General features: G+C 55.5%; 17 protein-coding genes and 2 pseudogenes. 10 read left to right on the forward strand and 9 right to left on the reverse strand.

Going from position 1 to position 24,157, the window contains the following annotated elements:
- Positions 1-396: 396 nt before the first annotated feature.
- Complete coding sequence (locus JKL45_RS25775) at positions 397-2,457, forward strand: acyltransferase family protein (protein WP_201864662.1); 2,061 nt, start codon at positions 397-399, stop codon at positions 2,455-2,457.
- A gap of 267 nt (positions 2,458-2,724) precedes the next feature.
- Here JKL45_RS25775 and JKL45_RS25780 read toward each other — a convergent pair whose 3' ends face one another.
- Together JKL45_RS25780 and JKL45_RS25785 are read right to left on the reverse strand one after the other, a co-directional pair.
- Positions 2,725-4,728, reverse strand: a complete 2,004-nt coding sequence (locus tag JKL45_RS25780) for a glycosyltransferase (protein WP_201864663.1) — start codon at positions 4,726-4,728, stop codon at positions 2,725-2,727.
- 38 nt (positions 4,729-4,766) lie between these two features.
- Entirely contained in the window at positions 4,767-5,885 is a 1,119-nt protein-coding gene (locus JKL45_RS25785) for a class I SAM-dependent methyltransferase (protein ID WP_201864664.1), read from the reverse strand.
- Positions 5,886-6,065: 180 nt separating this feature from the next.
- Here JKL45_RS25785 and JKL45_RS25790 point away from each other — a divergent pair, with 180 nt between their 5' ends.
- From JKL45_RS25790 to JKL45_RS25810, 5 genes are all read left to right on the forward strand, one after another.
- Positions 6,066-6,890 (forward strand): IS5 family transposase, encoded by an 825-nt coding sequence (locus JKL45_RS25790; RefSeq protein WP_201864665.1) that lies wholly within the window; start codon positions 6,066-6,068, stop codon positions 6,888-6,890.
- Between the two features lie 269 nt (positions 6,891-7,159).
- Positions 7,160-9,157, forward strand: a complete 1,998-nt coding sequence (locus JKL45_RS25795) for a DUF6020 family protein (protein WP_201864666.1) — start codon at positions 7,160-7,162, stop codon at positions 9,155-9,157.
- A 76-nt stretch (positions 9,158-9,233) separates the two neighbouring features.
- Entirely contained in the window at positions 9,234-9,935 is a 702-nt protein-coding gene (locus tag JKL45_RS25800; protein WP_201864667.1) for a class I SAM-dependent methyltransferase, read from the forward strand.
- Between the two features lie 111 nt (positions 9,936-10,046).
- Positions 10,047-10,397, forward strand: a complete 351-nt coding sequence (locus tag JKL45_RS25805) for an EamA family transporter (protein ID WP_201864668.1) — start codon at positions 10,047-10,049, stop codon at positions 10,395-10,397.
- Positions 10,398-10,406: 9 nt separating this feature from the next.
- Complete coding sequence (locus JKL45_RS25810; protein ID WP_312897037.1) at positions 10,407-11,480, forward strand: glycosyltransferase family 2 protein; 1,074 nt, start codon at positions 10,407-10,409, stop codon at positions 11,478-11,480.
- Positions 11,481-11,781: 301 nt separating this feature from the next.
- On the opposite strand, the pseudogene JKL45_RS25815 reads toward JKL45_RS25810, so the two are convergent.
- Positions 11,782-11,888 (reverse strand): annotated as a pseudogene (locus JKL45_RS25815) (IS110 family transposase); the annotation flags it as partial.
- A gap of 179 nt (positions 11,889-12,067) precedes the next feature.
- Here JKL45_RS25815 and JKL45_RS25820 point away from each other — a divergent pair.
- On the forward strand, positions 12,068-12,298 hold the full coding sequence (locus JKL45_RS25820) for a DUF6429 family protein (RefSeq protein ID WP_201864669.1): 231 nt from the start codon (positions 12,068-12,070) through the stop codon (positions 12,296-12,298).
- 3 nt (positions 12,299-12,301) lie between these two features.
- Here JKL45_RS25820 and tnpC read toward each other — a convergent pair whose 3' ends face one another.
- From tnpC to tnpA, 3 genes are all read right to left on the reverse strand, one after another.
- Positions 12,302-13,918 carry an IS66 family transposase gene (gene tnpC, locus JKL45_RS25825; protein ID WP_201864678.1) on the reverse strand — a complete coding sequence of 539 codons (1,617 nt, stop codon included), beginning with the start codon at positions 13,916-13,918 and terminating at the stop codon, positions 12,302-12,304.
- A gap of 96 nt (positions 13,919-14,014) precedes the next feature.
- Positions 14,015-14,362: an IS66 family insertion sequence element accessory protein TnpB gene (gene tnpB, locus JKL45_RS25830; RefSeq protein WP_201864670.1), complete on the reverse strand. Its 348-nt coding sequence runs from the start codon at positions 14,360-14,362 to the stop codon at positions 14,015-14,017.
- Positions 14,359-14,730 (reverse strand): IS66-like element accessory protein TnpA, encoded by a 372-nt coding sequence (gene tnpA / locus JKL45_RS25835; RefSeq protein WP_201864671.1) that lies wholly within the window; start codon positions 14,728-14,730, stop codon positions 14,359-14,361. Before tnpA ends, tnpB begins: the two co-directional genes overlap by 4 nt.
- Positions 14,731-14,899: 169 nt before the next feature.
- Between tnpA and JKL45_RS25840 the strand changes: the two are divergent.
- Positions 14,900-15,395 (forward strand): annotated as a pseudogene (locus JKL45_RS25840) (integrase core domain-containing protein); the annotation flags it as partial.
- Positions 15,396-15,638: 243 nt separating this feature from the next.
- Here the strand turns inward: JKL45_RS25840 and galE are convergent.
- From galE to JKL45_RS25855, 3 genes are all read right to left on the reverse strand, one after another.
- Positions 15,639-16,628 carry a UDP-glucose 4-epimerase GalE gene (galE, locus tag JKL45_RS25845; RefSeq protein ID WP_201864672.1) on the reverse strand — a complete coding sequence of 330 codons (990 nt, stop codon included), beginning with the start codon at positions 16,626-16,628 and terminating at the stop codon, positions 15,639-15,641.
- A gap of 827 nt (positions 16,629-17,455) precedes the next feature.
- The gene (locus JKL45_RS25850; RefSeq protein WP_201864673.1) at positions 17,456-18,394 is read right to left on the reverse strand and encodes a hypothetical protein; all 939 of its coding nucleotides are present in this window, start codon (positions 18,392-18,394) and stop codon (positions 17,456-17,458) included.
- Between the two features lies 1 nt (position 18,395).
- Complete coding sequence (locus tag JKL45_RS25855; RefSeq protein ID WP_201864674.1) at positions 18,396-20,465, reverse strand: glycosyltransferase family 2 protein; 2,070 nt, start codon at positions 20,463-20,465, stop codon at positions 18,396-18,398.
- 1,542 nt (positions 20,466-22,007) lie between these two features.
- Here JKL45_RS25855 and JKL45_RS25860 point away from each other — a divergent pair.
- Together JKL45_RS25860 and JKL45_RS25865 are read left to right on the forward strand one after the other, a co-directional pair.
- On the forward strand, positions 22,008-23,618 hold the full coding sequence (locus JKL45_RS25860; protein ID WP_201864675.1) for an acyltransferase family protein: 1,611 nt from the start codon (positions 22,008-22,010) through the stop codon (positions 23,616-23,618).
- Positions 23,619-23,736: 118 nt separating this feature from the next.
- Positions 23,737-24,084 carry a COG3415 family protein gene (locus tag JKL45_RS25865; RefSeq protein WP_201864676.1) on the forward strand — a complete coding sequence of 116 codons (348 nt, stop codon included), beginning with the start codon at positions 23,737-23,739 and terminating at the stop codon, positions 24,082-24,084.
- Positions 24,085-24,157: the final 73 nt, after the last annotated feature.

The raw sequence follows: 24,157 nt of genomic DNA on the forward strand, positions 1-24,157 counted from the left end.
GTGAACGCTTCATTGTCCGTCCTTGTGAGGGGCCGGACTCTAACTCAACCTGGAGGAAAATTTCAGTGGCAGGTCACCGCCCCCTTCGCTGAATTGAAAATCGACGGAAGAGCAAATAAACAGAGTGCGGAGAGAATCGGAAAGGCGTGCGGGTTGCACCCGTTCAAGCAAGAGGGTCTCAAATTTCGGGTAGCCTCTGTTCTCGCTCAGTAGCTTGGCTATACAGCGGCCGCTGTATAGCCAAGCTACTGGGAACCTCCAATATTTATGTTGGAAGCTGTTGTGCTGGTGACAGTCATTCAGATGTGTTGTCGGGTAAATTATTGAAGTATTGCAATATTTTCTTGCAGCTGAACGTCTATCGCTGATGTTCTGCGCAGGGATGGGGGCGGCAGAGTGGCAAATTCGACTGGGGAGCGTTCAGGGTACCGTCCTGAAATTCAAGGAATTCGCACTATTGGTGCGCTGCTCGTGGCCGTGTTCCATATATGGTTCGGGCGAGTGTCCGGCGGTGTAGACGTATTCTTCGTGATCTCCGGCTTTCTCATCACGGGCTCTCTGTATCGGGAAATTCAAAGAAGTCAGACCCTTGATGTGATTGCGTTCTGGGCGCGGATCGCCAAACGCATAGCTCCGCTCGCCTATCTGGTGCTGGCCCTCACGCTGGGTGCGGCCATCGTCTGGATGCCGCATAGCCGACAGACCGGCTTCCTCAACGAGATTGTCTACAGCGCATTTCATCTTGAGAACCTCAAACTCATGATGAATTCGGTCGATTATCTGGCCCGTGAGGAGGCGCCGAGCCCGGTCCAGCAGTTCTGGGCTTTGTCCGTTCAGGTCCAGTTCTATGCCGTTTGGCCCTTCGTGCTGTTGGCGATTGCCTTGGCAGCAAGACGGTTTCGTATGGGAGGCGCCGCCTATATGGCGGCACTTGTGGCTGTATTCGTCGCATCGCTCGCATACTCGATCATTGAGACGACCCGCGATCCCTCTCCCACCTACTTCAACACTTTGGCGCGGGTGTGGGAGTTCGCCCTTGGTGGGATCCTCGCCATTGCACTTCCGCGCCTGTCGGTTCCCCCGAAGCTGCGAGTGCTGGCTGGATGGGTAGGCCTCGCAATGGTCGTGAGCTGCGGTTTCCTTTTGCCAGCCTCGGCGTCGTTTCCAGGGTATGTTGCCCTATGGCCAACGGTAGGGGCTGCCCTCGTTCTGATTTCCGGCGGTAGCGGGTCGCGTTTTGGGGCTGACAGGCTTCTGTCCAGCAAGCCATTGGTGGCCTTGGGGGAGATCTCATTCTCGTTCTATCTCTGGCACTGGCCGGTGCTGATCTTCTTTATGATCTTGCGGGGACATACCGGCGTTGGCCCGCTGGGTGGATTGTTCGTCATTGCCGTGGCCATAGCGGGCGCTTACTGCACCAACAGGTGGGTCGAACAGCCAATCCTGCACTCCTCGCTTGGGACAGCGCGTAAGTGGCATGTGCACGCAATGGGGATGGGGCTGGCGATCCCCGTCCTGATGGTTGCTTTAACATGGATGCTCGTGAACCAGGCGGCGGAGAGTCGACAGCAGGAGGCTCTCGCCCGCCTGGCCCAAGAGTACCCCGGTGGCGCGAGTCCGATGTCTTTGGCGACTGCCGTCAAGCCTGGAATACCCGTCTATCCAACCACGGCAGCCGTTAAAGGAAAGCACGCCAACCGGTGTCAGCAAAACCTGCGGGAGCCGGCGGTGACCACGTGTGTTTATGGAATTGAAACAAACGCCCGGAAGACGATCGCGCTGGTGGGCGGATCGCATTCCGAGCATTGGCTGCCGGCGCTTGAGAAGTTGGCCTTTGAGCATGAGTGGAGAATTGTTGCCGTTACCAAGAGTGGGTGCCCGTTCGCGGCCGACACAAAGAACAATCCCTCATGCCTGCAGTGGAACGAGGATGTGCAGGATACCATCTTGCAGTTACGGCCAGATGCGGTGTTCACAACATCAACGAGGCGCGGGGCACTGCGGTTTGACAGGCCCACGGAGAGTGTTCCTACGGGTTACCGGGAGCAGTGGAAGCGCCTGGCCAGAAACAACATCAGAGTGGTTGCGGTTCGGGATACTCCCCGCATGAAGGATGACGTTCTCGAATGTGTCCAGAGGAATGCCGATGATATAGCCAAATGTGCACTGCCTCGCGACATCCTGTTCTATGACGTGGATCCGGCCACCACACTCAATCCAAGGCCAGACAACGTCAGCTTCATTGATCTCACAGACAGGTTCTGTGACGAGCAACTGTGCCCGCCAGTAGGAGGTAACGTGCTAATCTACAGGGATGCGCATCATATGACCATCGAGTATTCGCGCACCCTTGCGTCTCCCCTTGGCGAGAGAATGAGGCACGTTCGTCCAGATCTGTTTTCAATCAACGTCCAAGAGCGAGCAGGTAGTCCGCAGAGCATGGCTGGAGTGCCGTAGGTGTTTGGCAGATGAGTTGTTGTGCCCGACGCTCGAGCAGACTCACTTCAGTGGAATTATATCCTTCATAGCCGTCGTTCTTGTAACCTAAATGACGAAAGTTGACGTACTGGACCGATGGTAGGCGCACGCGGTTACAGAAGGCAGCGAGTGGCTGCCAGCACCATCATGAACCTCCGCGCAGGTTTCCAAGCCGATGAGTAGACCGGGAGTATGGCTTGATATCGCGCTTACCGATATGGCCTGCGTAGACCAGAACAACAAAAGTTACCCAGCGCTCGGCTTGCTCTCATGGAATTTTGAAATCATCCCTTCGAAGAAGGGGCCGAAGAGACGGGCTTTCTCAGCCCATGCCCAAGCCTGGATCGAAGAGAGATTCTCCTCAGAGAGTTCCTTCAAAACACCTCTATTTTCATGCAGGCGCCGGAGAGCCTGCTTTAGACAATCCTTTGTCCGTTGCTGAAGAATAAAATCGCGCTGCTTTGTGCCAAAGACCTCCGGAACAATCCCAACATCAGTTGAGATCACGGGAACCCCACAGGCCATTGCCTCCAAGACCGGGTTGGGTGTCCCTTCAATTTTGGACGAGCAAACAAACACGTCAATCTGAGAGTAGTACTCCGGCATCTCACGATGCGGTATCATCCGAATCTGCTTGTCCGCAAAATGGCCGGTGAGTGGCACTCCCTCTGCCGCAAGTTCCTCGATCGCAGGAGCAAGTAAAGTCCGAAACCCCTTGAAGTCCTCAATTTCGGAAGACCAGGCACTGTTACCAGCCCAGCCGACAACAAGTGGACGATCAGCCCGCGTCGATAACGCCCTCGGAGCAGGGCGAAAACGCTCCAAGTCGACTCCATCGGTGAGGACCGCACTCGGCTGCGGATATCCAATGATATTTGAGTAAATACGATTCAAACGCTCCGAAGATACCGAATACCCGGTGACACTTTGGAAAACATGCATTCGCTCCTCGATTTGGTTCGGCTCAAGAAACAGATGGTCATAGACCGATGTGGTGATCGGACGATTCGCCAAATACCTTTTATGGAGTTCATCCAAATCGAAGCCGAAAGACGCAGCCTTTTGCTTCACATAGGAGCCTGCCAATGCATGGAGGTGCTGCCGCCAGAAAAAATGAGCTGCGTCATAGCCTTCCATCATCAGCATCAGGCGGAAGAGATCATCATCGATCGCTTGTAAAGGTATGATATCGAAATCGAACTTATCCTTGAGGTTTCTTTGCACTTGGGTCGCGATATTGTGGAAAGCCCAATCCTCAACGTCTACGACGAGAGCAATATTAGGTTTCGAGCGGGCGGTTGCCGCAAGGGGCTTATGACTTGCAACCTCTAGGCCCAAATCAGCTTGTCTCTTGACCAGCCAGCTTTGCGTGCCGTCATCCCAAAACTTATAGCCGTATTTTTTTTCAAGATGGAGGGCGGATTTTTTGATGATCTCGTTTGAGAAGCGGCGCTTCTCATAATCGGTATCATTGCTTGATGCCGGCGGCGGATGATCATGAACGAGAGCGATAGCGCCGGTGGTGCCAACCTTATACCCCATCCGAAACAGACGAATCGAGAAGTCAGTGTCCTCAAATCCAATAAAGAGCGCTTCATCATAGCCGCCAGCGGCCTTGAACGCTTCCACATCAAAAACGCAGGCTCCTCCGAATACAAAAGAGGAGAGAAAGCCCGGGGCATCATATGTGTCGACGGTTGTCGGCCTGTAGGCACTTCCACCGCTGACTGAGACATGTCCTGCATCATCATATGAGACGTGGAGCATGCCTCCCATTGCGAACAAATTTTTTCTATCGGGTTCGAGCAACGGAAGACTGAGAAAGCGACAGCCGAGCGCCGCAATATCGCTTTGAATCCGTTTCAGCGGATTGCTGATGAAATAAATATCGTTGTCGAGACACATAAGCCACTTGGTCTTGACATGCGGGATGGTGGCATTCCGACCCCCGGCGACTCCTCTGTTTTCGCCAAGTTCAACGAGTCGCGTGCGGTACGGCATCCTTGCGAGAACTTCCCGTAAGTGCTTAACCTCTTGAGGTGATGATCCATTGTCGATTGCGACAACCTCACCGGCAAACTCAGGTATGCACTCGGCGATGGAAGCGCAAAGTCGTTCGGAAAGCCAAACGCGATTGAGCGACAGGAACGAGATCGTCAGGTTCTCTCCAGCCGAGCCAATGTTGCCCCCTGAGTCGGAAGTGAAATCATCCGAGAGAAATGCATTCAACTCATGGGTGACGAAAGGCAAGCTGACGGCCCTGTAGGTTAGCGCTCGATTTGGTTTACTCATTTGCGTAGCGCCTTAATCGCGGTAACGCCCCGCCCAATGAGTTTCATAGCGGGTTGGGGGATATGTGATCTAACTCGCCTATAGATACCCACCGCCCGCCAGGGGACTTGGGCCAGCTTCTTTTGTAATTTGGCGTTCTCGGAAGAGAGACGGCGGTTTAGCTGTGCAGTTTGGGTAATGCCCTCTCTAAGGAGAGAGTTCTCCGACTCGAGCGCCTGATTCCTAAGACGTTGTATCCGCACGTCCCGTTTGGATTGCTCGACGTCCCGTTTGGATTGCTCGACGTCCCGGTTGGATTGCTCGACGTCCCGCTTGGCTTGTTCAAGTCGGGCGGCGGTGTCCGGGAACAGTCCTGTTTCTAGGACCTTCATAGACGTCGGGTATATTGCAGCACTCAGTGGCAGATCGGGTGCTCCCCAAATCCCAACGAAAAATGACGAAAATTTGTGCTCAGGTGCTGTATCGGGATCCGGAGGAAGCATGATCGTATTTGGGACAACACTGTAGTTCATCATCGCAGTCTGATCCCAATGCGTACCTTGCGGAGCACCTCCTGCGGCGGCCATGAAGCCGACTGTTAGTCCCCCGAAGCGCCATGCCGCAGGGCCCAGTATTTCTTCACAAATTTCTCGGCATTCATCGAATGTATACTTGCGCTTGTGAAATGGATTTCCTTGAGACTCTAGCGGGTAGTACCAATGGTCGTTGGGGCAGCTGATGATGATCACCGCGTCTGATTTCGCGAGCGACTTGATCTGACGCAGATAGACACGTGGGTCGTCCAAGTGCTCGAACGTTTCGAGGCTGATCACAAGATCGTAGCTCTCTCTGTCAAGGAGCGTCGCTGCGTCCTCCGCGCGCCCTACCTTGAAATCGATGCCAGAGCGGGTAAAGTTTGCACGGGCTGACGCAATCGCATCTTCGGAAATATCGACGCCGTGGACACTGTCAGCCCCCCAGTCCTTTAAAAGAGCGGAGCCATATCCCTCACCGCAAGCGATGTCGAGTACACGTCGCCCTTCGCAGATCGGTTTTGCAACAGCATAGCGAGCTGCATGTATGGCTGCTTCTATGGCTGAATAGGGTGTTGTCTTATCGAAGCCGAGACGTTCCACAGCGAGCTTGCCCTTGATTTATCTTGCTGCCGGCATCTCTAGCGATGCCTCAGGAAGTTGCAAGTGTACATCTTTGCCCCTGCGTTAGTCCGCAGCCTGTAAGAGGCTGACTGAAAAAGGTTGAGTGGCCCCAAGCCCTTGTGATTCCGTCGGATTTGCGAAGATTCGATGGAGGTCACGATGGTTTGGACCGAAGCCACTCGCCGACAGTATCGGCGAGATGGACTGCGCTATGCAAGCAATCTCACAGATGCCGAATGGGCCTTGATCGAGCCGTTCATGCCAGCGGCTCGGCGGATCGGGCGTCCCCGCATGACCTGCCTGCGAGCCGTGGTTGAGGCGATCCTGTATCTGGCCTCGACCGGTTGCCAATGGCGCCAGTTGCCCAAGGAGTTTCCGCCGTATTCGACGGTCCAGGGCTATTTCTATGCCTGGTCACGGGACGGCACCTTCGAGCGGATCAACCATGCTCTTGTTGCTGTCTCCCGCGAAAAGGCCGGACGCGAGGCGAGCCCCTCGGCCGGCGTCATTGACAGCCAGTCCGTGAAGATCACGGAAGCCGGAGGCCCACGCGGCTTTGATGCAGGCAAGAAGATCAAGGGACGCAAGCGCCACATCATCACCGATACGCAAGGCCATCTGGTCGGGCTGCGCGTTCACACCGCCGACATCCAGGACCGTGATGGTGCGGTGGAGGTGCTCACCGCCATCCGGGCGCTGTATCCCTGGCTGCGCCATGTGTTTGCCGACGGCGGCTATGCGGGCGATAAGTTGCGCGAGGCCATCGCCACTCTCGGGCACTGGACGATCGAGATCATCAAGCGCTCCGACGCGGCCAAAGGCTTTGCGATCCTCAAGCGCCGCTGGGTGGTGGAGCGAACATTCGGTTGGCTTGGACGCTGCCGCCGCCTGGCCAAGGACTTCGAAGCCTCCATTGAAAGCGCAGTGGCCTGGGTCTTCATCGCCCATATCCGGATGCTCACCAGACGGCTTGCAAGGCCCTGAAACCAGACCAGTCTTTCTGAGTCAGACTCTCAGGGTTCTGAGGTCATATCGATTAACCGCGACCCGTGAACGCTGACGCGGTTGCCTATCATGACGGGAAATCTTGACGTTATTGGGCAGAGGAGCGTCAGCACCGCTCGAAAAATCCAATATTTGCAGCATGTTACAGAAGTTTCATGGGCTGCGGAGTTGACAAAACAGTCGACATCGGTTTCTTCGAGCAATTGCATCAATTAACGCTAAGCTCATAAGGTCAAGGAAACTAGCTAGTGCCTTTCACACGCTTCATTAGACCGCGCGATGTGGCCATTTCCCTGTTGCTAGGAGTCCTGACTGTACTCTGCTGGCCTGTTGTTCCATGGCGCGTCGATGTTCCTGTTAACATAACTATAACCGCACTCGGCACAAGCAATCCTTCATCGCAAAGCACTGAGGTTTGGATTAGCGCGCTGCCTTCAGACATGAAGCGCTCCGCGCTTCGAACGAAAGCCAAACCTAAGAATAGCTGGGAACTGCGAGAAGGTTCTCTAGTGTCCTACCGCTATCAGCCCGCTCGTATCACATGGAATGGGGCTCTGCCTCAGGATGCAGAATTTGTATTTGCACGACACGGCTGGTCTGGACAAGTCGCGGTTGAAATTAATGGGTTAAAGCGGACTTACGACTTATTTGCATCCGGACCCAGTGGATCACAGATAGTAAATATCTCAGAGTTTCCTGTAGAACCACGAACGAACTGGAGGAATTCCTGGAATTTCCTGAGCCTAGTACTAATTTTTTCTTCTGTGATCTTGGCCATAATTTCGCTACTGCACTACAAACCAAATAGGTCCGTGAGCTATGAGCCTGTTTTCGGATTCTGGCGTGCGCTTGCGATTTATAGTCTGCCATCTTTTATTGTCTTTACTTTAGTTCTGCTTGGCACTTGGCCGGCGCAAATGTCGCCGGATTCAATTAGCCAATGGACAGATCTGCATCTCGGCGCCTTCAGCAATGCACATCCAGTTGTTCATACATTCTTGATTGGTGGCCCAGGTTATCTTCTAGGCTCGCCTGGCTGGTCGATGGCCATCCAGATTGTTCTGATGGCATTAGCAATTGGCGGGACCTGCGTAGAATTGCGCCGGTGGTCGGTCCCTAGATGGTTAGTTGGAGGTGCAGCTTTGCTTGTTCCTCTATTCGCTCCAGTTCATCTAATGGCAACCACTTTTTGGAAGGATGTGCCTTTCACGATAGCTGTAGTCGTTCTAGCGACTTTGCTTCTAGTACTTTTGCGAACAGGCGGTGCAGCAGCAGCTAGACGTTCATTTCTTGTTGCCTTTCTTCTCGTTCTCTTTCTAGTAGCAACTCTGCGGCACAACGGGCTTATTGTCGCGGCTGGAACAATTCTAGCTCTCTTCATCCTATACAGACGCATACTGAGGCGTCGTCTAATTGTTGGTGCCCTATTTGCCGGGTTGTTGATACCTATTGCTTTGAACGCTGCAATTCTACCGGCTCTTGGCGTAAAGGGAATTGGGAAGCACTATGGTGGCATTATCCCAATGCACTTGCTTGGGAGCTTTGCAGCTGAAGGTAAAATTACAGATGGGGAAACCCTTCGGCACATGCAAACTATTCTGCCGCTTGAGCAGTGGCAGAAGGCCTACGATTGTCAGAGTGTCGTACCGCTTTTCTGGGAGCCGGGAATCTCGTGGGATCAACTCGATGCGTCCTTGATGAAGCCAGCTATTAGAGAAATTCTCCGTAACCCCGGTGTAGCTTTAAAGCATCTTGTTTGTGTTAACTCTCTTAACTGGCGCATATCACCGCCCGTCCACGCTGCAAGACACTTAGTTCCGCTCGACATCTGGCAAGATCCTTCGCCCGGAGCAATTCAGATAACGTATAATCCCGTAAGCCAATTAGTAGCTAATTTCCTTACCAGGGAGGTCTCCTGGACTACATCAAACGAACTGCTGTTCTCGATTTTCTGGCGCCCGGCAAGTGTAGTGTTTATTATACTAATTCTCGTATCCGCGTTACGACAGCGCCAGAAGCTTTGTGTTGTGTTTGTGGTTCTCTCCCCAGTACTTTTCAACACGTTGTCCTTGGTCCCGTTGATTGGATCTCAGGATTATCGGTATCAATTCCCCTTGGTGTTAGCTGGCTTACTGCTCACGCCGCTGCTGATCCACTTTGCGCGTCAGACAATTTGCGAGAGTTCCACACAGCTCTCATGGTCTCCGACAGATCTTGCAGTTCCTCCTCGTGCTCATGCCGGGTAGGGGGCTATTTTATTCTTGCGAAAGCCGGCCAACCAGAATACACGCCGGCTCCATCCTTCTTGATAGGGAGATCGAAGTGCGGCGCGAAACGAGCAATCGCATACGTTTTGTCATTGAGGAACTGATTCCACCGATACTGAAGGATTCGTTCCTGTTTCGTTGGCTGGGTGCCAAGATGTATGGGCCATATATCAGCCATATGGCAGACTTTCGTAAGCGCGCTCCGTTTCTAACGGACGAAGAGTATGAGAAGCTCTACCGAAATTATCCGCATGTCCATAGTGGAACAGATAATTCGGCAGCCTGCCTTACTCAAGTGACATCGGACGTTATCGGACCCTCCGTATGTGACGTTGGATGTGGCACTGGATTTCTTCTGAATCATATCAAGGCACATGCAAACACAGAGCTCAGCCGTTTGGTCGGGACTGATTTCAATGTCCCTGAGAACCCGCAGTTCGCCGATATAGAGTTTATACCGGCCAAAATTGAGAGGCTTCCTTTTAGAGATAATGAGTTCGACACAGTTGTTTGCACGCACGTAATCGAGCACATCCTTGATTACCGAACTGCAATTGCTGAGCTAAGACGAGTTGCGGCGCGCCGCTTAATAATTATCGTTCCTATGGAGCGAGAGTCGATTTACACCTTCAATCCGCATTTCAACTTTTTTCCTTATCCGCACAGCTTCCTACGTGCGATGCATCCTGTGCCAAAAGAATACTTTTGTGAGCAAATCGGTCGGGATATTTACTACCGCGAGGATTATCTAGCATGACCATCCACGACGCCAGAGTTAGTAGCTCGAAAAGGTCATTTTGTATTTAATTGCGGCGTATATGTTGTCCGTTGATCTATGTGAAATTGGTTCTGGGACTTGTCTGGGATAATGAAGCCACTCTTTGCTGCTCTACTGGTTCTCTCGGCGGCTATGCTAGCTGCGGGTCAGACCCTGTTTCGACTCGGCGCGCTAAAGGCAGATCGGGCCACTGACATCTTAGGTTTTATTAAGCTGTTCACCCAGCCAGTGATTATTCTAGCCCTGATTCTTTATTGCGGAACAACCATGCTTTATGTAGGTGTTTTGCAATATGTGCCAGTTAGCAAAGCATACCCCTACATGGCTCTTGCCTTTATACTTGTACCTATTGCCGCTGTCTTATTCCTTGGTGAAACGATCTCACTTCGATACGTCATTGGTGTTGGCCTGATGATTATTGGTTTGCTACTAACCGCATGAATAGAGGGTGTGGAAGTGATTGACCGTGCAAGAGTCGGAGTAATTATCCCGTGCTACAAAGTTACTCGGCACGTTTTGGGGGTTATCTCCCGTATCGGTCCAGAGGTTGATCAGATCTTCTGCATCGACGACGCGTGCCCTGATAGCTCCGGCGACTTTATCGAGGCCCATTGCGCAGATCCACGGGTGCGGGTGCTCCGTAATGAGCAGAACCTCGGCGTCGGTGGTGCTGTTGTGAGAGGATATCAGGAAGTGTTGCGTAGCAATCCTGATGTCGTCGTTAAGATAGACGGGGATGGCCAAATGGACCCCGCGCTTCTTCGGCAGTTCGTTATACCCATCATACAAGGTGTTGCCGATTACACCAAAGGTAACCGCTTTTACAGCCCTGAGTTTCTTGAGCAGATGCCAAGTGTCCGGATTTTCGGAAATGCAGCGTTATCTTTTATATCGAAACTTTCGAGTGGCTATTGGGATATTTTTGATCCAACCAACGGCTACACCGCAATTAGTGTAAAAATCCTGCGGATCATGCGCCTCGACACGCTTCACAAGCGCTACTTTTTCGAGAGTGATATGCTTTTTCGTTTGAGCACCATCCGAGCCAAGGTCGTCGATATACCGATGGTAGCGAAATATGCTGACGAAGAGAGTGGCTTGAAAATAAATAGAATTTTGATGCCATTTATCCTTGGCCATCTCCGAAATATGGTGAAAAGGATCGGATATAATTATTATCTTCGTGACTTCAATGTTGCATCTGTCGAGTTGTTTGCTTCCCTCTTGCTAATCTTGTTTGGAACAAGCTTTGGTCTTCTCAAGTGGATCACGGAAAGCGCCCAAGGCGAAGTAGCAACCGCTGGTACGGTTATGATCTCAGCTCTGCCGATCATTATTGGTGTGCAGTTATTCCTCGCCGCAATCTCATATGATGTATCCTCCACCCCTCGAGAAGCTATACACCCCAATTTATCTAACGATACGGAAGCGTTAGACTTTTTGCCCGCAGAATGTGACGCCGGAGAAAATAACTCTCTGGCTGCCGAGGAGAAGCTTCCTATGAACAGCTTGGTAAAGCCATAGAGTTCCTACAGCGTAGAGCTGGATCGAAATTTCAGTGCTTCTCTTCTCTATTCGGGGCTCATAGGTCAACTCCCTTATGCGTGCTTCCTTCAGCTCCCGATAAGCGGTCCTACCGAGCTCGCTTCTCTCCGAGGTCAGAAATCCAGCCGCCTCATGATGGGATCAAAGGAGTGGGCGGAGCCATCTAAGCCGCGCGATCAGCCGAAGCTATCGCGCCAGTTTCCCCGGTCTCGCCAACTCCCGTCGTCCCCGCAGGGACCTCCTCCGTGCCGGAGAAGCTCAGAAAGGACTTGGGCTCAACTCATGGGGCTGCTGACCAGCGGCAGTCCGTCTCGTCACGCCACATCCGATGCAACACGATGGCGAGCTTGCGTGCGACCGCACGATTGCCTCTTGCATACCGCGCCGCCAGCTTCACGGCGGCCGACGGGCTGACCTCAAGGCGCAGGCCGCCTGCCGAATCGAGGATCCGCTTTCCACCGCACGCACGATCCGCGCACGCAAGTCTAGGGACAGAGGAGCTGGCATGAGAGTACGCATCCGCCGAGGACCGCGGAATTTCAGCTGCGGCGTGGTAAAGTGGCCGCATGAAGATCGACCACGACAAGATCGACGAGGCCGTCCTCGCCCTGCTGTGGCTGACGCTGCACGATGGGTGCCGGGCCTGGAAGAGCTTCGATTGGGACGTAACAGATCGGCTTTACCAGAAGGGTTTCATCTGCGATCCGGCCAACAAGGCCAAGTCTGTCGTGCTCACCGATGAAGGGCTGCAGAAAGCCGAAAAGCTGTTCAAGGCGCTGTTCACGCGAGGGGCGTGAGCCTTAAGCCGCGGCTTGCTCATCCCGCAGCGCCTTCCAGTTCCAGGGCAGGAGCTCGTCAAGGCGTTTGGCCGGATGCTCCGGCAAGCGCGCCAGAACGTCAGCCAGCCAGGCGCGTGGGTCGACCTCATTGAGCTTGCAGGTCTCGATCAGCGTGTACAGCGCCGCTGCGCGATGCCCACCCACATCCGAGCCGGCAAACGTCCAGTTCCGGCGCCCAACCGCAATGCCGCGGATGGCCCGCTCGGCCGCGTTGTTCGACAGGCAGACCCGCCCATCCTCGAGAAAGAGCGCAAATGAATCCCAACGCCGCAGCATGTAATCGATGGCTTTGGCGGTCTCACTCTTGGGCGACAGCCGTCCACGCTGCGCCCGCAACCAGCGCTCCAGATCCTCCACTAGGGGCTTGGAGTGAGCAGCACGAACAGAGCATCGCTCGTCAGGCGGTCGGCCGTTGATCTCACGCTCGATGGCAAACAGGACATCGATGCGCTTGACCGCCTCAACCGCGATCGGCCCCTTCCTCAACTCGGCCAGTTCGAAGAATTTACGTCGCGCATGCGCCCAGCACGCTGCCTCAGTGGCAGCCCCGATCACGCGGCCTGGTTCATACAGCTGTCCGAAGCCGGAATAGGCATCCGCCTGCAGGATCCCGCTGTAGCTCTTCAGAAACGACTGCGGATGCTCGCCCTTGCGGTCTGCAGAGTAATAGTAGATGGCAGCCGGCGGATCGCTGCCGCCAAAGGGGCGGTCGTCACGCACCACGGTCCAGAGCCGGCCGGTCCTCGTCTTTCCCTTGGCCAGCACCGGCACCGGCGTATCGTCGGCATGCAGCCGCTCGGCTTTGAGGACATGCTCGGCGATCAGCGCGCTCAACGGCTGGGTCGCCACCGCGACAGCGCCGATCCAGTCGCATAAGGTCGAGACATCCAGATCGACCCCTTCCTGGGCGAACACCGTGCTCTGGCGGGTCAGCGGCAGATGCAGCCCGAACTTGCCGACCGTGATCTCGGCCAAAAGATGCGGGCCGGCACGGCCGCGCGGAATGGCATGGAAGGGTGCGGGCGTCTCAGTGATCCTCTCGCACGTCGCACAGCTGAACTTCTCGCGGACCGTCTGCAGCACGACCCACTTGGCCGGGATGCGCTCCAGGGTCTCGCTCACCACCTCTCCGAGCTTGCGCAAGCTGCCGCCGCAGCAGGCGCAGGCGGTGGGACCAGGAAGGACGATGCGCCGGCGCAGCAGATGCCCGGGCAAGGGCCGGCGGGCGGGCTTGGCCCGCTCCAGTTCCTCGACCTTCCACTTGGGGGCATCCGGCGCTGCGGCGGCATCCTTCGCCTCCGCTTCGGCATCCATGTGAGCGGCGCTCTCCTCGAGATCCTCCAGAGCGAGCATCAGTTGCTCGAGACGGACACTGCGTTCCGATGAGGTGCCGAAGTGCTGGCGGCGCAACTTGGCGATCTGCAGCTTGAGCCGCTCGATCTCCAGCTCCAGGGCATAGCGGGCGGCATGGGCCTGCGTGACTTCAAGCCGGGCGACTTCCAACGCAGCGCGAGCGATCTCCAGATCACCCGCGCGGGCTTCGGCTGCCAGACGGGCAGCGCGCTCGGCGCGGATCATCGCGTGAGCGTCAGCCAGACTGGCGGGGAGCGGATCGGGGTGATTTGCCACGCTCTGAGTCTGCCACGGAAGCGTTGCTTTGCAAGGCTTCGTTGCCTATCCGGCCGCGGTCGGGCGCCAGGTTTGCTGGGGATTGCGCCAGTCGATGCCTTCCAACAGATAGCCCAACTGCGCGGTGGAAATCGACACCGTCCCATCGGCCGGCGAGGGCCACAGAAAACGACCCCGATCAATGCGCTTCGAGAACAAACACAGGCCCTGGCCGTCGTACCAGAGGACCTTGATCAGATCGCCTCTGCGGCCACGGAAGACAAACAGGTTGCCTGAATGCGGATCGCGCTTGAGCGTCTCCTGCACCAGCAAGGAGAGGCCACCAAAGCCCTTCCGCATGTCGGTGTAGCCGGTGGCGAGCCATACGCGCACGCCGGTCGGCACCGGGATCATGCCAGGCTCTCCACCACCTGCAGCACCCGCCGCAGCGCTTCGGCATCGACCTCGCGATCCACGCGAATGCGGCGCCCGCGGCCCAGGACAATCTCGATCAGGCCGGTGCGCCGCGATGGGGAGGTCACCGACGGAGCCTGGGCTGGGACGGGTGTGATCTTGACCGGCATGAAGGTCGGCGCGACGTCGCCAAGCCGTCCTTCGCGGGCCAGACGGCGCCAAGTGAAAACCACGCTGGGGGCAAGACCATGGCGGCGGGCCACTTCGGTCACACTCACACCCAGTTGCAGCGTCTCTTCGACGATCTGGAGTTTGTCCTGGAGGCTCCAGCGCCGCCGGCGCTCTGTGCCGAGAACTTCGATCTTCATTGATCTGCTGACCTTAAAGCGAGCCTTAAGGTCAGAACGTCACGCGCAAACAGCGCTCTCACAAGAGGGCACACGCCGAGTGCTTACGCATGAGACGCCGCCCGGCCAACCACAAGCAGCCCTATGGAATCAGCTACCCCGATTTCACGCAGCTGCTGCACGCTTTAAGCATGTCTGGAGCTACGACTTCGTCGGGGATCGCACCCATCACGGGCGCAAGTTCCGCATGCTCAGGATCATTGACGAGTTCTCGCGTGAATGCCTGCCGATCCAGGTGAGTCGGGAGCTCAAATCCCTTGATGTGATCGACGTGCTCTCCGACTCGTTCATCCTGCTCGGTGTTCCGGGCTATATTCGTTCGGGCAACGGCAGCGAGTTTTTGGCCAAAGCGGTGCGCGAGTGGATCACGGCTGTGGGCGCCAAGACGGCTTAAATCGAGCCGAGCAGTCCATAGGAGAATGGCTATTGTGAGAGATTCAACTCCAATCTGCGGGACAAACGGCTGAAAGGAGAGATCTTCTACACCCTAGAAGAGGCAAAGGGTGATGATCGAAAATTTGCGCCACCATTACAACACGGTGCGCCCGCGTTCATCCTTGGGCTACCATCCACATGCACCTGAGGTCTTGGTCTTGACTTCCAAGCTGGCGCCAGACCAGCCCTAAATTGACATCACATACTGTTCACCCCATTGAGGCAGGCCAGATCCGGAGCGCGGCCATGCTGATTCCCTGCAACAGCGCCCCCGCTCCGGAGCCAATCACCGCAGGCGCGCCGACGCAAATCTGAGTCAACATTACCCGGCGGGTATCATGCTAGGCGCATAACATTCTGTAATCATGCCCCTTTTGGAAGGGCTCCGCGTAGCCTTTGAGTCGTCTTTTTCGGGACCAACTCCTCTGCCCATTCTAAAATCTAGCATTTTGTTCACGTAGCATACGTTCCCAACACAGGGTATGGTCAACGATCTTAGATAGATCATCGTATTGCGGCTGCCATCCAAACGTCGAACGGATGCGGGTTGTATCTGCGACGATAATACTCGGATCGCCCGCGCGACGAGGACCGATATGTGCTTCAAGCGGTCGACCTGAGACCTGGCGGACAGTTTCTATGACCTCCGCGACCGAGTAGCCGTGACCATAACCGCAGTTCACCACAAGGCTCTCGCCGCCGCCGCGCAAATAAGTTAGGGCCTGCATGTGGGCGGCGATCAGATCGCTCACGTGGATGTAGTCGCGGATGCAGGTGCCGTCGCGCGTGGTGTAGTCAGTCCCGTACACTTCCATGTAGGGGCGCATGCCCAGCGCTGTCTGCACCGCCACCTTGATCAAGTGGGTGGCATTTGCTGTCGACTGACCATGACGCATGGCCGGATCTGAGCCAGCGACATTGAAATAGCGCAACACCGCATAGCGCATTCCATATGCCGCCGCGATATCCCGCAGCATCACCTCGCTCAGAAGCTTCGAGTTGCCGTAGGGTGACAGGGGCGAAAGGGGAGCATCCTCGGTCAACGGCTTGTCCGAGGCATTGCCGTATACAGCCGCGGTTGAAGAGAAGAAGGTCTCAATCCCTGCCGCAACAGCCGCTGCCATCAGCGCCCGGTTCTTGACGGTATTGTTTTGATAGTAGCCTAAGGGATCAATGACCGACTCTGGCACAACGAGTTTGGCAGCAAAGTGCACAATGGCGTCAATCTTGTGGCTCTTCAGGGTCTGGAGGACCAGCTCGTGGTCGCCCACATCGCCGACAATCAGGGGCACGCTATCTGGCACCGACCAGCGGAATCCCGTCGACAGATTGTCAAGGACAATGGGCTTGAGCCCTGCATCCAGCAAAGCTAACACCATGTGGCCGCCGATATACCCGGCTCCACCAGTGACAAGTACATTCATCGTCGTTCCTAAGTCGTCGTTGCTCTCTATGTCGGCAGTCGTGGATTCAGCCCTGACCCAGACCATTCCATGTCATTGCGCCGCATCCGTATTGGCTGAGATTTTCGGTAGCATGATGACAGCGTCTGCAAGACTTCCGGTTGCCTTGCAAGCGAAGACCTCACTGGATCCCGCTCCATAATGGTCGTCCGGCTCAAATTCCGAGACCTCTGGCCACCCCTTCTGCTGGAGCCAACGAACGAGGTAGGTGGTCCGCAGTTGCCACTTAAAGATTCGCCAACTCACCGCAAATCCTTCGGGAGTGAAAATCTGCTTCCCGTTAGGAGACAGAAAGGCATTAGCACCCCTAAGGAGCTTTTCTGGGGGGAGGGCGCGAGCCTGGGTTCCGGGGGAGTGAATGCACAGATGGACGTGAGTTCGCCATTCTGATGGGACATGGGCTAGGTCCGATGCCCAGTGAGCATTCTTTGTCTCATTGCAGAGGGACTGAAGGATGGGATCGGAACCGAGGACCAGAATGCGTTGGTCCCTCTCTGCGCAGGCGTAGAAGGCAAGTGCCAGACGACGCTGGTTCGACGTGGAGCCGCACCCTGTGCACCTGATTTCCTTCTTGCGGCTGGCTGGTGCAAGAGCGGTGCCGCAGATAGGGCACTCGGCCTTCACTGGTCTATGGGTTGCGTTCGGCGCCGCTGTCCCGCGGACAGGTTCCGCCTGCTTGTGCGAGGGTATAGGTTTGGTCGTTACGGTGCCGACAAGCTGGCTCGGCAGTCGCTCCTTCAGGAAGATGCGTACCGGGAATGGCGTAAAATTTTTGAGGGTTCTGAGCATCATTGAATTGATTGCGTAGGATTGGCCCGCTCGCTGTGTGGGTCCTTTGCCAAGGACGCAAACAGGCTGCGCTCCCGTGCAGAAAACGAGAAACCACGGCCAGAAAGCGCTCGAAGCTTGTCAGAGGCGGCGATGGTGGCCTGCACATCCCCCGCGGCTTGCGAGAGGAGAAGCCTCGCAAGCCAGTAATCGGGAAGATCGTCTGGAGAGGCGATATGTTCATGTCTTTCAGAGAAAAAGATCTCGAGCCCGGACACCTGCGGTAGAAACTCAGATAAGGCAGTGAACTCTGCCCCGAGAAAAGGCGCGTCAAGCGTTATGTTCACGGCTGCGAGCAATGCGGCAAGACGGATAAACAATTCGGTCTCGCCGCTTGTCAGATCATGAATCGGTAAAACGAAGCGTGCGATCCCGAGGTCTTCTGCAAACAATAGTCCTGCGGCGAGAGCCGGAAGAAGGCTCAAGAGCTGGCCATCCTGTCGCGCAAACAGGCCGAAGTTGGAGGCCACCACCACGTTGCGTGGGCCAATGGATGTCGTATAGGCGCTCTCGCTCAGCCGGAAATGGAGATCCGTGGCACGTGCGCTCAGCAGAGCGGCTGAGCGATAGGACCCATCACACAGCATCGCAGTCCGTGTGCCGGACGGGATGCGAACGGGCTTAAACTCCACACCCTCAAGGTTAATTGTCCGCGGGTAAAACAACTCGCGTAGCGAGCTTGCCACGTCGACGCCGCATCCTCGTGCCGGAGAGAACTGACCCGAAACGAACGGGAACAGGAGCAATACCTGGGCGACCGCTTCGCGGTCCCTGTTGCACTCGATGACCCTTCCGTCCATCCAAGCCGCGGCTGCCGGGGGAAAGGCATCATAGCTCTCGGGCACATACTTGATTGTGGTGATCCTCTCAGAGGGATCGATAATGATCTCGGTTTGCAACTCAAACCCCTCCTTGGGACCGGTGATCAGCGGGAAATCTGCGCAGCTTGGCCTGCAAGAGGGCTTGCACGGCGGGCTGAAGGGGTGGAAGCCCAAGAATGTACCCAGCAGCTCCACCCGCAGAAAGATGGCAATACCGACAGTGTTTCTGCAGGACCGGCAGACAACCTTCGATGGTGTCGATGCTAATATACTTCCTCTCGACAGAGTCCCCTTCCGCTATCTCCGCCTCAAGGGTCGAGTAATCAGGGTATGCCAGAGGAAGCATCATCTCAGTAACACGGTCGATCGACCCCATTGTGGAGAACATCGAGATGAGCTGGTCGCGTGCTCCGTCTCCGCTATCTGCGAGAGTGACGGCTTTGACTCCCCCCAGGGGACCAGGTGTGAACTCCAGATTGAGATTCTCGCAACTCGAAAGGACGGAGGCGAGGGCCTGGAATTCACCATGCTGTCCCGTCAGAGGAGCACTGAATTCAACCCTAATTTTTCTCGACCTTAACCTCGGGGGCAGGTGCTGAGCAGCGGCAACCACCTCTGACGGGGGGATATCCGCCTCTAGCCTGGCTCGGGACGCTTTCTTGTATCGTTGCTCAAGACCCGCCGAGATGGCACCTCTGGCCATGGCCTTGCTGATATTGGCCGTTGATTTCTGGACTGTGCTGTGGGTTCCGGTCAGATTGTGAGAGTGCAAGCGACGGAGAATGACGTAGTGGCCGCAGTGGGCCAGACCGACCCCTCCTCGCGCAATCCGGTTCAACAGGTGATAGTCCGAGTTCGCGAGAAAGTTTTCGTTGTACCTGTAGTGCTCGAGAACCTGACGTCGAATGAGAATACTGGCATGAACAAGTGTTCTCACGAACATCATTGAACCGCGGTCAAACGTTGTTCGCCCTGGATTTGGTACTAGGGCTCCGGTCCGGTCATCGAAATCAATCCAGCCACCATACGACCCAGCAGCATCATCAAGAACTGCGCTGAGCTGATGTTCCAAGCGCTGTGGCAGCATCAGGTCGTCGTCGTCGTGGATGGCGATAAACTCGCCACGTGCGACCCGGTTTGCGTAATTTCTCGCGAAACCCACGCCCCTGTTTTTGTCGAGCCTCAGCAGGCGGATCCGGTCATCGCCGAAATCATCTAGCATTGGCTTAAGCTCATCGTCAGACCCGTCGTCGACAACGAGAATTTCAAAATCCTGGAAGGTCTGGTTGAGGCAGCTTGCTACCGATTCCTGAAGCAGGTTCGGGCGGTTTCTTGTTGTGATGACAATGGAAACGGTTGGCACAAATGACGCAGATCCACGATAGGTGCGCGCCAGATTCCGCACCATTGTGCGATCTTCGTTCAGGATCTTCTTGTTTTGCTCAACGACCTTCGTTCCCGCTGAGGAGGTGCCGCGGGAATCGGGCAGGTGCCAGATATGATAAATTTGTGCCTCAGCGTCTTCCACCCAGTTGAGGATTGCTCCGGAGCGCCGGGCGCGTTGAACAAGATCGTTATCCTCTCCGCCCCAAACGGTCATGCGCTCCTCAAAGCCATGGAGCCTTGCAAAGAGCGCCTTCGTGAAGGTTGCAGAGCCTCCCATACCCCAACGCGGGCGGATTGAAGAGACTTGGAAAAGCTGGTCCCAGTCAAAATGGGTCAAACTGTCGGCCCCAAAGCCTTCGGGGAGGTCTCGGCATTGGATGATCTGGACAGAATCCGGCATCAAGGCCAAGTTTTTCAGAAGAATTTCATGGGATTGCGGTGCGAAGAGGATATCGGCATCTGTCGTCAGGATGTTTTCGCTTGAAGCGGCCTTGATTCCGGCATTGAGGGCTGCCGATCGGCTCCAGACGTCCGCCACAGTGTAGATGTACCTGCACCCGTGTCTATGGGCAATGGCCTCAACATCTCTGTGATTTTCCGATCCATAATCGGAGATCACCACCTCAATCCCATGGATACTGGAGCCGAGGTGCGCTCGAATGGCAACATCGAGCCTGTCAAGGCCCCAGTTCCGGATACCAATCACGACACTCAGAGCAGGCCGCACAACGCCTCCTTCTGATGAATGAATCATTGTATCCATGTTGGCTTGCCGGTGTTGTCGATGAAACAGGCTTACTAGCGCTGAGAGTTCCGTTTGAGAAGGGGGATCTCCGTTCGATGGGATTTCAGAAGGCGGATGCGCTGACGGATAGGTTGTGAAGAGGCTCACGTTGGCACGACCCTTGGACACGCTGAGCCTGATCGTTATGCAGAAAGGCCTCTGCAATCTGGATCGCCTCTGCGATGGCCTTCGACCTGCGGGCCTGCCAGCCTTCTCCAGGAAAGGTTGGGATATAGACAGCAAAAGAGCAGGAACCCCGAGCTTTGTTAGTCTTGCCCCAGTGTACCTTACAGTAAGCAGTCGTGTCGCTGACCAGGGTGATCTGTCCAATCGTTGGCATTCAGGCCTACCTCGAAGAGTTGGGATTTTCTGGGTTGCAATAGCTTTGTTGTTGCCTAGGGCCAAGCCACCAATTGCCGCATCGAAATTTGCCTTGCTGATTGGGTGCTGCTTCTTGGTAAGCGACCGACGCGACACCAATCCTGTCCAAGGTTATTATCTCTGCCGATGTATTTATTCTGGGGAATAGTGGAGTAAACTATTTGCAAAGCGGGTTCATCGCGGGATGATCTGACCCGAGAGAGTTTGCTTCCAAGAACTGGCTTTGCCGCAAGGCAGGGGCCGCTTGGGGTCTGGATCGCTGATGTGCTGACGCTTCTGCCGTTTAACTTTGGAGGCCCGCCAGTGATCGTCTAGGGTCTTGCTCCAGGCACAGGCCTGATGTGCTGGTCCCATGTTGGTGAGATCGTCAGCCCCACAAGCTCGAGCGCCCGAATATGGTCGGCAATCCAGCGCTCGCGCGCCGTCAATCTCGCGGCAACACACCACGCACCGGCCACCTGAAGTCTCCCACACCTCCAGCCTCCGGTGCGGGGACAGCTTACGGTGGTGCGTCATCCCGACATCCTCCCGCTCAACGAACCCCATCCCATTCCCCTCAGGTGCCGGTTTGCGATGAAGAGCGGTCATGGTCTTCTGATCCGCTACCCTCCTCGCTGAGAAGATCGATGATGCGCTGGAACAGATGCTCCCGTTGTACCCGCAGCCGCTCACAATCCGCCCCCAAGACCTCACACGCCGCTATCAGACTCGCGTTGTCCCGCTCCCGATTAGGATCGTTCGGCACCAGACGGACCCGCACGCCGGCTGATGCAACACTCGGGCCTCCTTGCTTTCCGGACGCTCTCCCGGGCCGGACCGCTTTGTGTTGAGGGTCCAGATTGAGAATTATGGGTCACAGCTGAGCTCGCCTGGCGGACGGAGGCGCCCCAAGACCGGGAGATATCTGGGCGGAACGGGCTGCGCCAGCTATGCGCTCTCGTCACCTCGGGGCTGAATTGACAGGCACCACCAATTTCGGCAAATCGCTTGGCTACAATTGGGGGCTCCAGCGTGCGGCTAAGCTTGGCATTCAGGAATATCGCTAGTGGATTGAAATCAAGCAAGTCAGACTTGGCAAAGCCGCCGATGTATCTACTCGCGTTTACACTGGTCGTAGTGTTAATCGCTGCAGCAACTCCCATGAGCTGGAAGGCATGGTACAAAGTAGATCTTGAGGTTACTGCTCTCGGAACGCAGAATTCAGCGGCAAAAGGCTCCGAGGTATGGATTCGCCTCAGCGATCCAGCTGCCCCGTTCCCAGCTTTGGCAGATGCTGTACCGGCCTCAACAGGTTGGGAAACTCGGAATGAGCGCGTTTTCTCTAAAGGCCTGCCCCCCTCTCCACTGAAATGGCATGGGAAGGTCTCCCAAACGGCAACGCTCACCTTTGACCAGAACCCCTTTGGCGGCAATGTCGAAGTACGTGTTGGAAAGATTGTAAAGCGGTTCGACCTTTATGCTGATAAACCTGGCGAATTGCGGGTCGCCCTCGCCACATTCTCTGGATTTCGGTCCTTTCCTGACCAGACAACTGCATTGGTCAACAATGGCGTCTTGCTTCTTACTGTGTTCGCTGTAATGGCCGCAATCCTTGCAAGCTATCAAGTTGTCCTTTCAAAGGTTAAGCTGCCGCAAACACACCATAAAAACTCGGATATCGAATACATTCGAGCTGTAGCTGTATTTATTACAGTCTTTGCGCATCTAAAGATTCTAGTAAATTGGCCATCAGAAGAATTGACGTGGATATTTTCGACCTTTGTCTTCGGCGGAGGTGTTGATCTATTCTTCTGCGTATCTGGATATGTAATTAGCAAGTCTCTGTTCAGGAGCATCGATCAAGCCCAAGACGACGAGGTCTGGGTCACGATGAAGAATTTTTGGGTTCGACGAGCGTTCCGCCTTCTGCCGTCAGCATGGTTGTGGGCTCTCTTCTACATTCCTGCTTCTTTTTTCATTCCAGAAGTTGGCAGTCTATGGCTAAACTTCAAAAATCAGATCGCTGTACTTACGTTTACCGCGAATCTTCGTGATCAGCAAAATCTGATGGCCATTTATTGGACGCTTGCGTCTGAGGAGCAGTTCTACTTTGTGCTCCCATTTTTCGCGCTTCTTTGTCCGCCCGCGTGGAGGTGGAAGCTCGTTCTTCTAGCAGCGCTTGGTCTTTTCTTCGCTGGGCTAGGTCTGTGGTTTAACGCAATGCAGATGGACAAGATGATCTGGGGCGTCTTGATCTATTTCTTTTCTGAGACGAAGGCCTATCGAATTTTTGAGCCTACGCTTCTCAAGAGCAAGGTCGCAGCCCTTGGGGCTAGCGCTATCCTGCTTCTGCTTCTGGTGGCGATCCCAACTGCAATTCCAGAGGTGCGGGTGTCTCTCACAGCCATCGTATGCGCTATAACGGTTTGGCTTGCCTCCTATGGGAAGGGGTACTTCCTGCCCCTACCTTATGCCCTACATGACTTATTCCTCTGGGTCGGCGAGAGGTCTTACGCTATCTATCTGATTCACGGACCCGCATTCTATCTTACCTTTGCTCTCTGGCGGGAGTATGCGGCTGCATCGGGCATTCCCATTGGTCCAGGCATCGGGCTCTCCTATGTCCTCACGGCTGCTGTCATTATTTTGCTCCTCAGCAACCTAAATTTCCTGCTTCTTGAGACGCCTTTAAGGGAATACGGTCGGAAGATTACGAGCCGCAGGCCAGCCACAGTGGCCAATGCAAACGAACCTATCGCGCTTGCGTCCTAGGGCTGATGCAGCTTACGTCCTATAAAGCGAGAGCAGCATCACCTAGAGCGGTTTGGGGTTGAACGGAAGCGAGAAGTCTGGCTCGATGTGGTCAGGAGCGTGAGCACAGAGGCTCGCCATGACCACGCCGTTATCGCAGGACCTGCGCCGGCGCATTGTTCGCGCTGTTGAGAAGGGCAGCTCGATCCGCCAGGCTGCTGCTCATTCCGAGGTCAGTTCCTCGGCCGCCGTGAAGCTCATGCGGCGGCTGCGCGAGACCGGCTCGGTCACCCCAGAGCGCATCGGCGGCCATCGTCGTGCGGTGCTCGAGCCGCATCAGGATCTGCTCCGCGCCCTGGTGGAGGGCGGGTCCGGCATCACGCTGGCCGAGATCCAAGCCGAACTGCGTGCCCGCGGGATTGAGGTGCAGGCACTTTCGACCATTCACCTGATGTTCAAGCGCATGGGCCTGACGCAAAAAAACTAGGACGGCAAAGCCCGCTGTCTGGTAGCATGGGGTGGTGGGGGTCTTCTGTACCTGTGAGGAGGTGCGGGATGAC

The sequence above is a fragment of the Microvirga soli genome (assembly GCF_016734765.1).
Classification (GTDB): Bacteria; Pseudomonadota; Alphaproteobacteria; order Rhizobiales; family Beijerinckiaceae; genus Microvirga; species Microvirga soli.

Coding starts and splice junctions, on each gene's coding strand:
- JKL45_RS25790 (WP_201864665.1), top strand. CDS start 6,066: ATGGTTTGGACCGAAGCCACTCGCCGACAGTATCGGCGAGATGGACTG.
- tnpA (WP_201864671.1), bottom strand. CDS start 14,730: ATGAAGATCGAAGTTCTCGGCACAGAGCGCCGGCGGCGCTGGAGCCTC.
- JKL45_RS25820 (WP_201864669.1), top strand. CDS start 12,068: ATGAAGATCGACCACGACAAGATCGACGAGGCCGTCCTCGCCCTGCTG.
- JKL45_RS25805 (WP_201864668.1), top strand. CDS start 10,047: ATGAAGCCACTCTTTGCTGCTCTACTGGTTCTCTCGGCGGCTATGCTA.
- JKL45_RS25865 (WP_201864676.1), top strand. CDS start 23,737: ATGACCACGCCGTTATCGCAGGACCTGCGCCGGCGCATTGTTCGCGCT.
- tnpB (WP_201864670.1), bottom strand. CDS start 14,362: ATGATCCCGGTGCCGACCGGCGTGCGCGTATGGCTCGCCACCGGCTAC.
- tnpC (WP_201864678.1), bottom strand. CDS start 13,918: ATGATCCGCGCCGAGCGCGCTGCCCGTCTGGCAGCCGAAGCCCGCGCG.
- galE (WP_201864672.1), bottom strand. CDS start 16,628: ATGAATGTACTTGTCACTGGTGGAGCCGGGTATATCGGCGGCCACATG.
- JKL45_RS25860 (WP_201864675.1), top strand. CDS start 22,008: ATGAGCTGGAAGGCATGGTACAAAGTAGATCTTGAGGTTACTGCTCTC.
- JKL45_RS25855 (WP_201864674.1), bottom strand. CDS start 20,465: ATGGATACAATGATTCATTCATCAGAAGGAGGCGTTGTGCGGCCTGCT.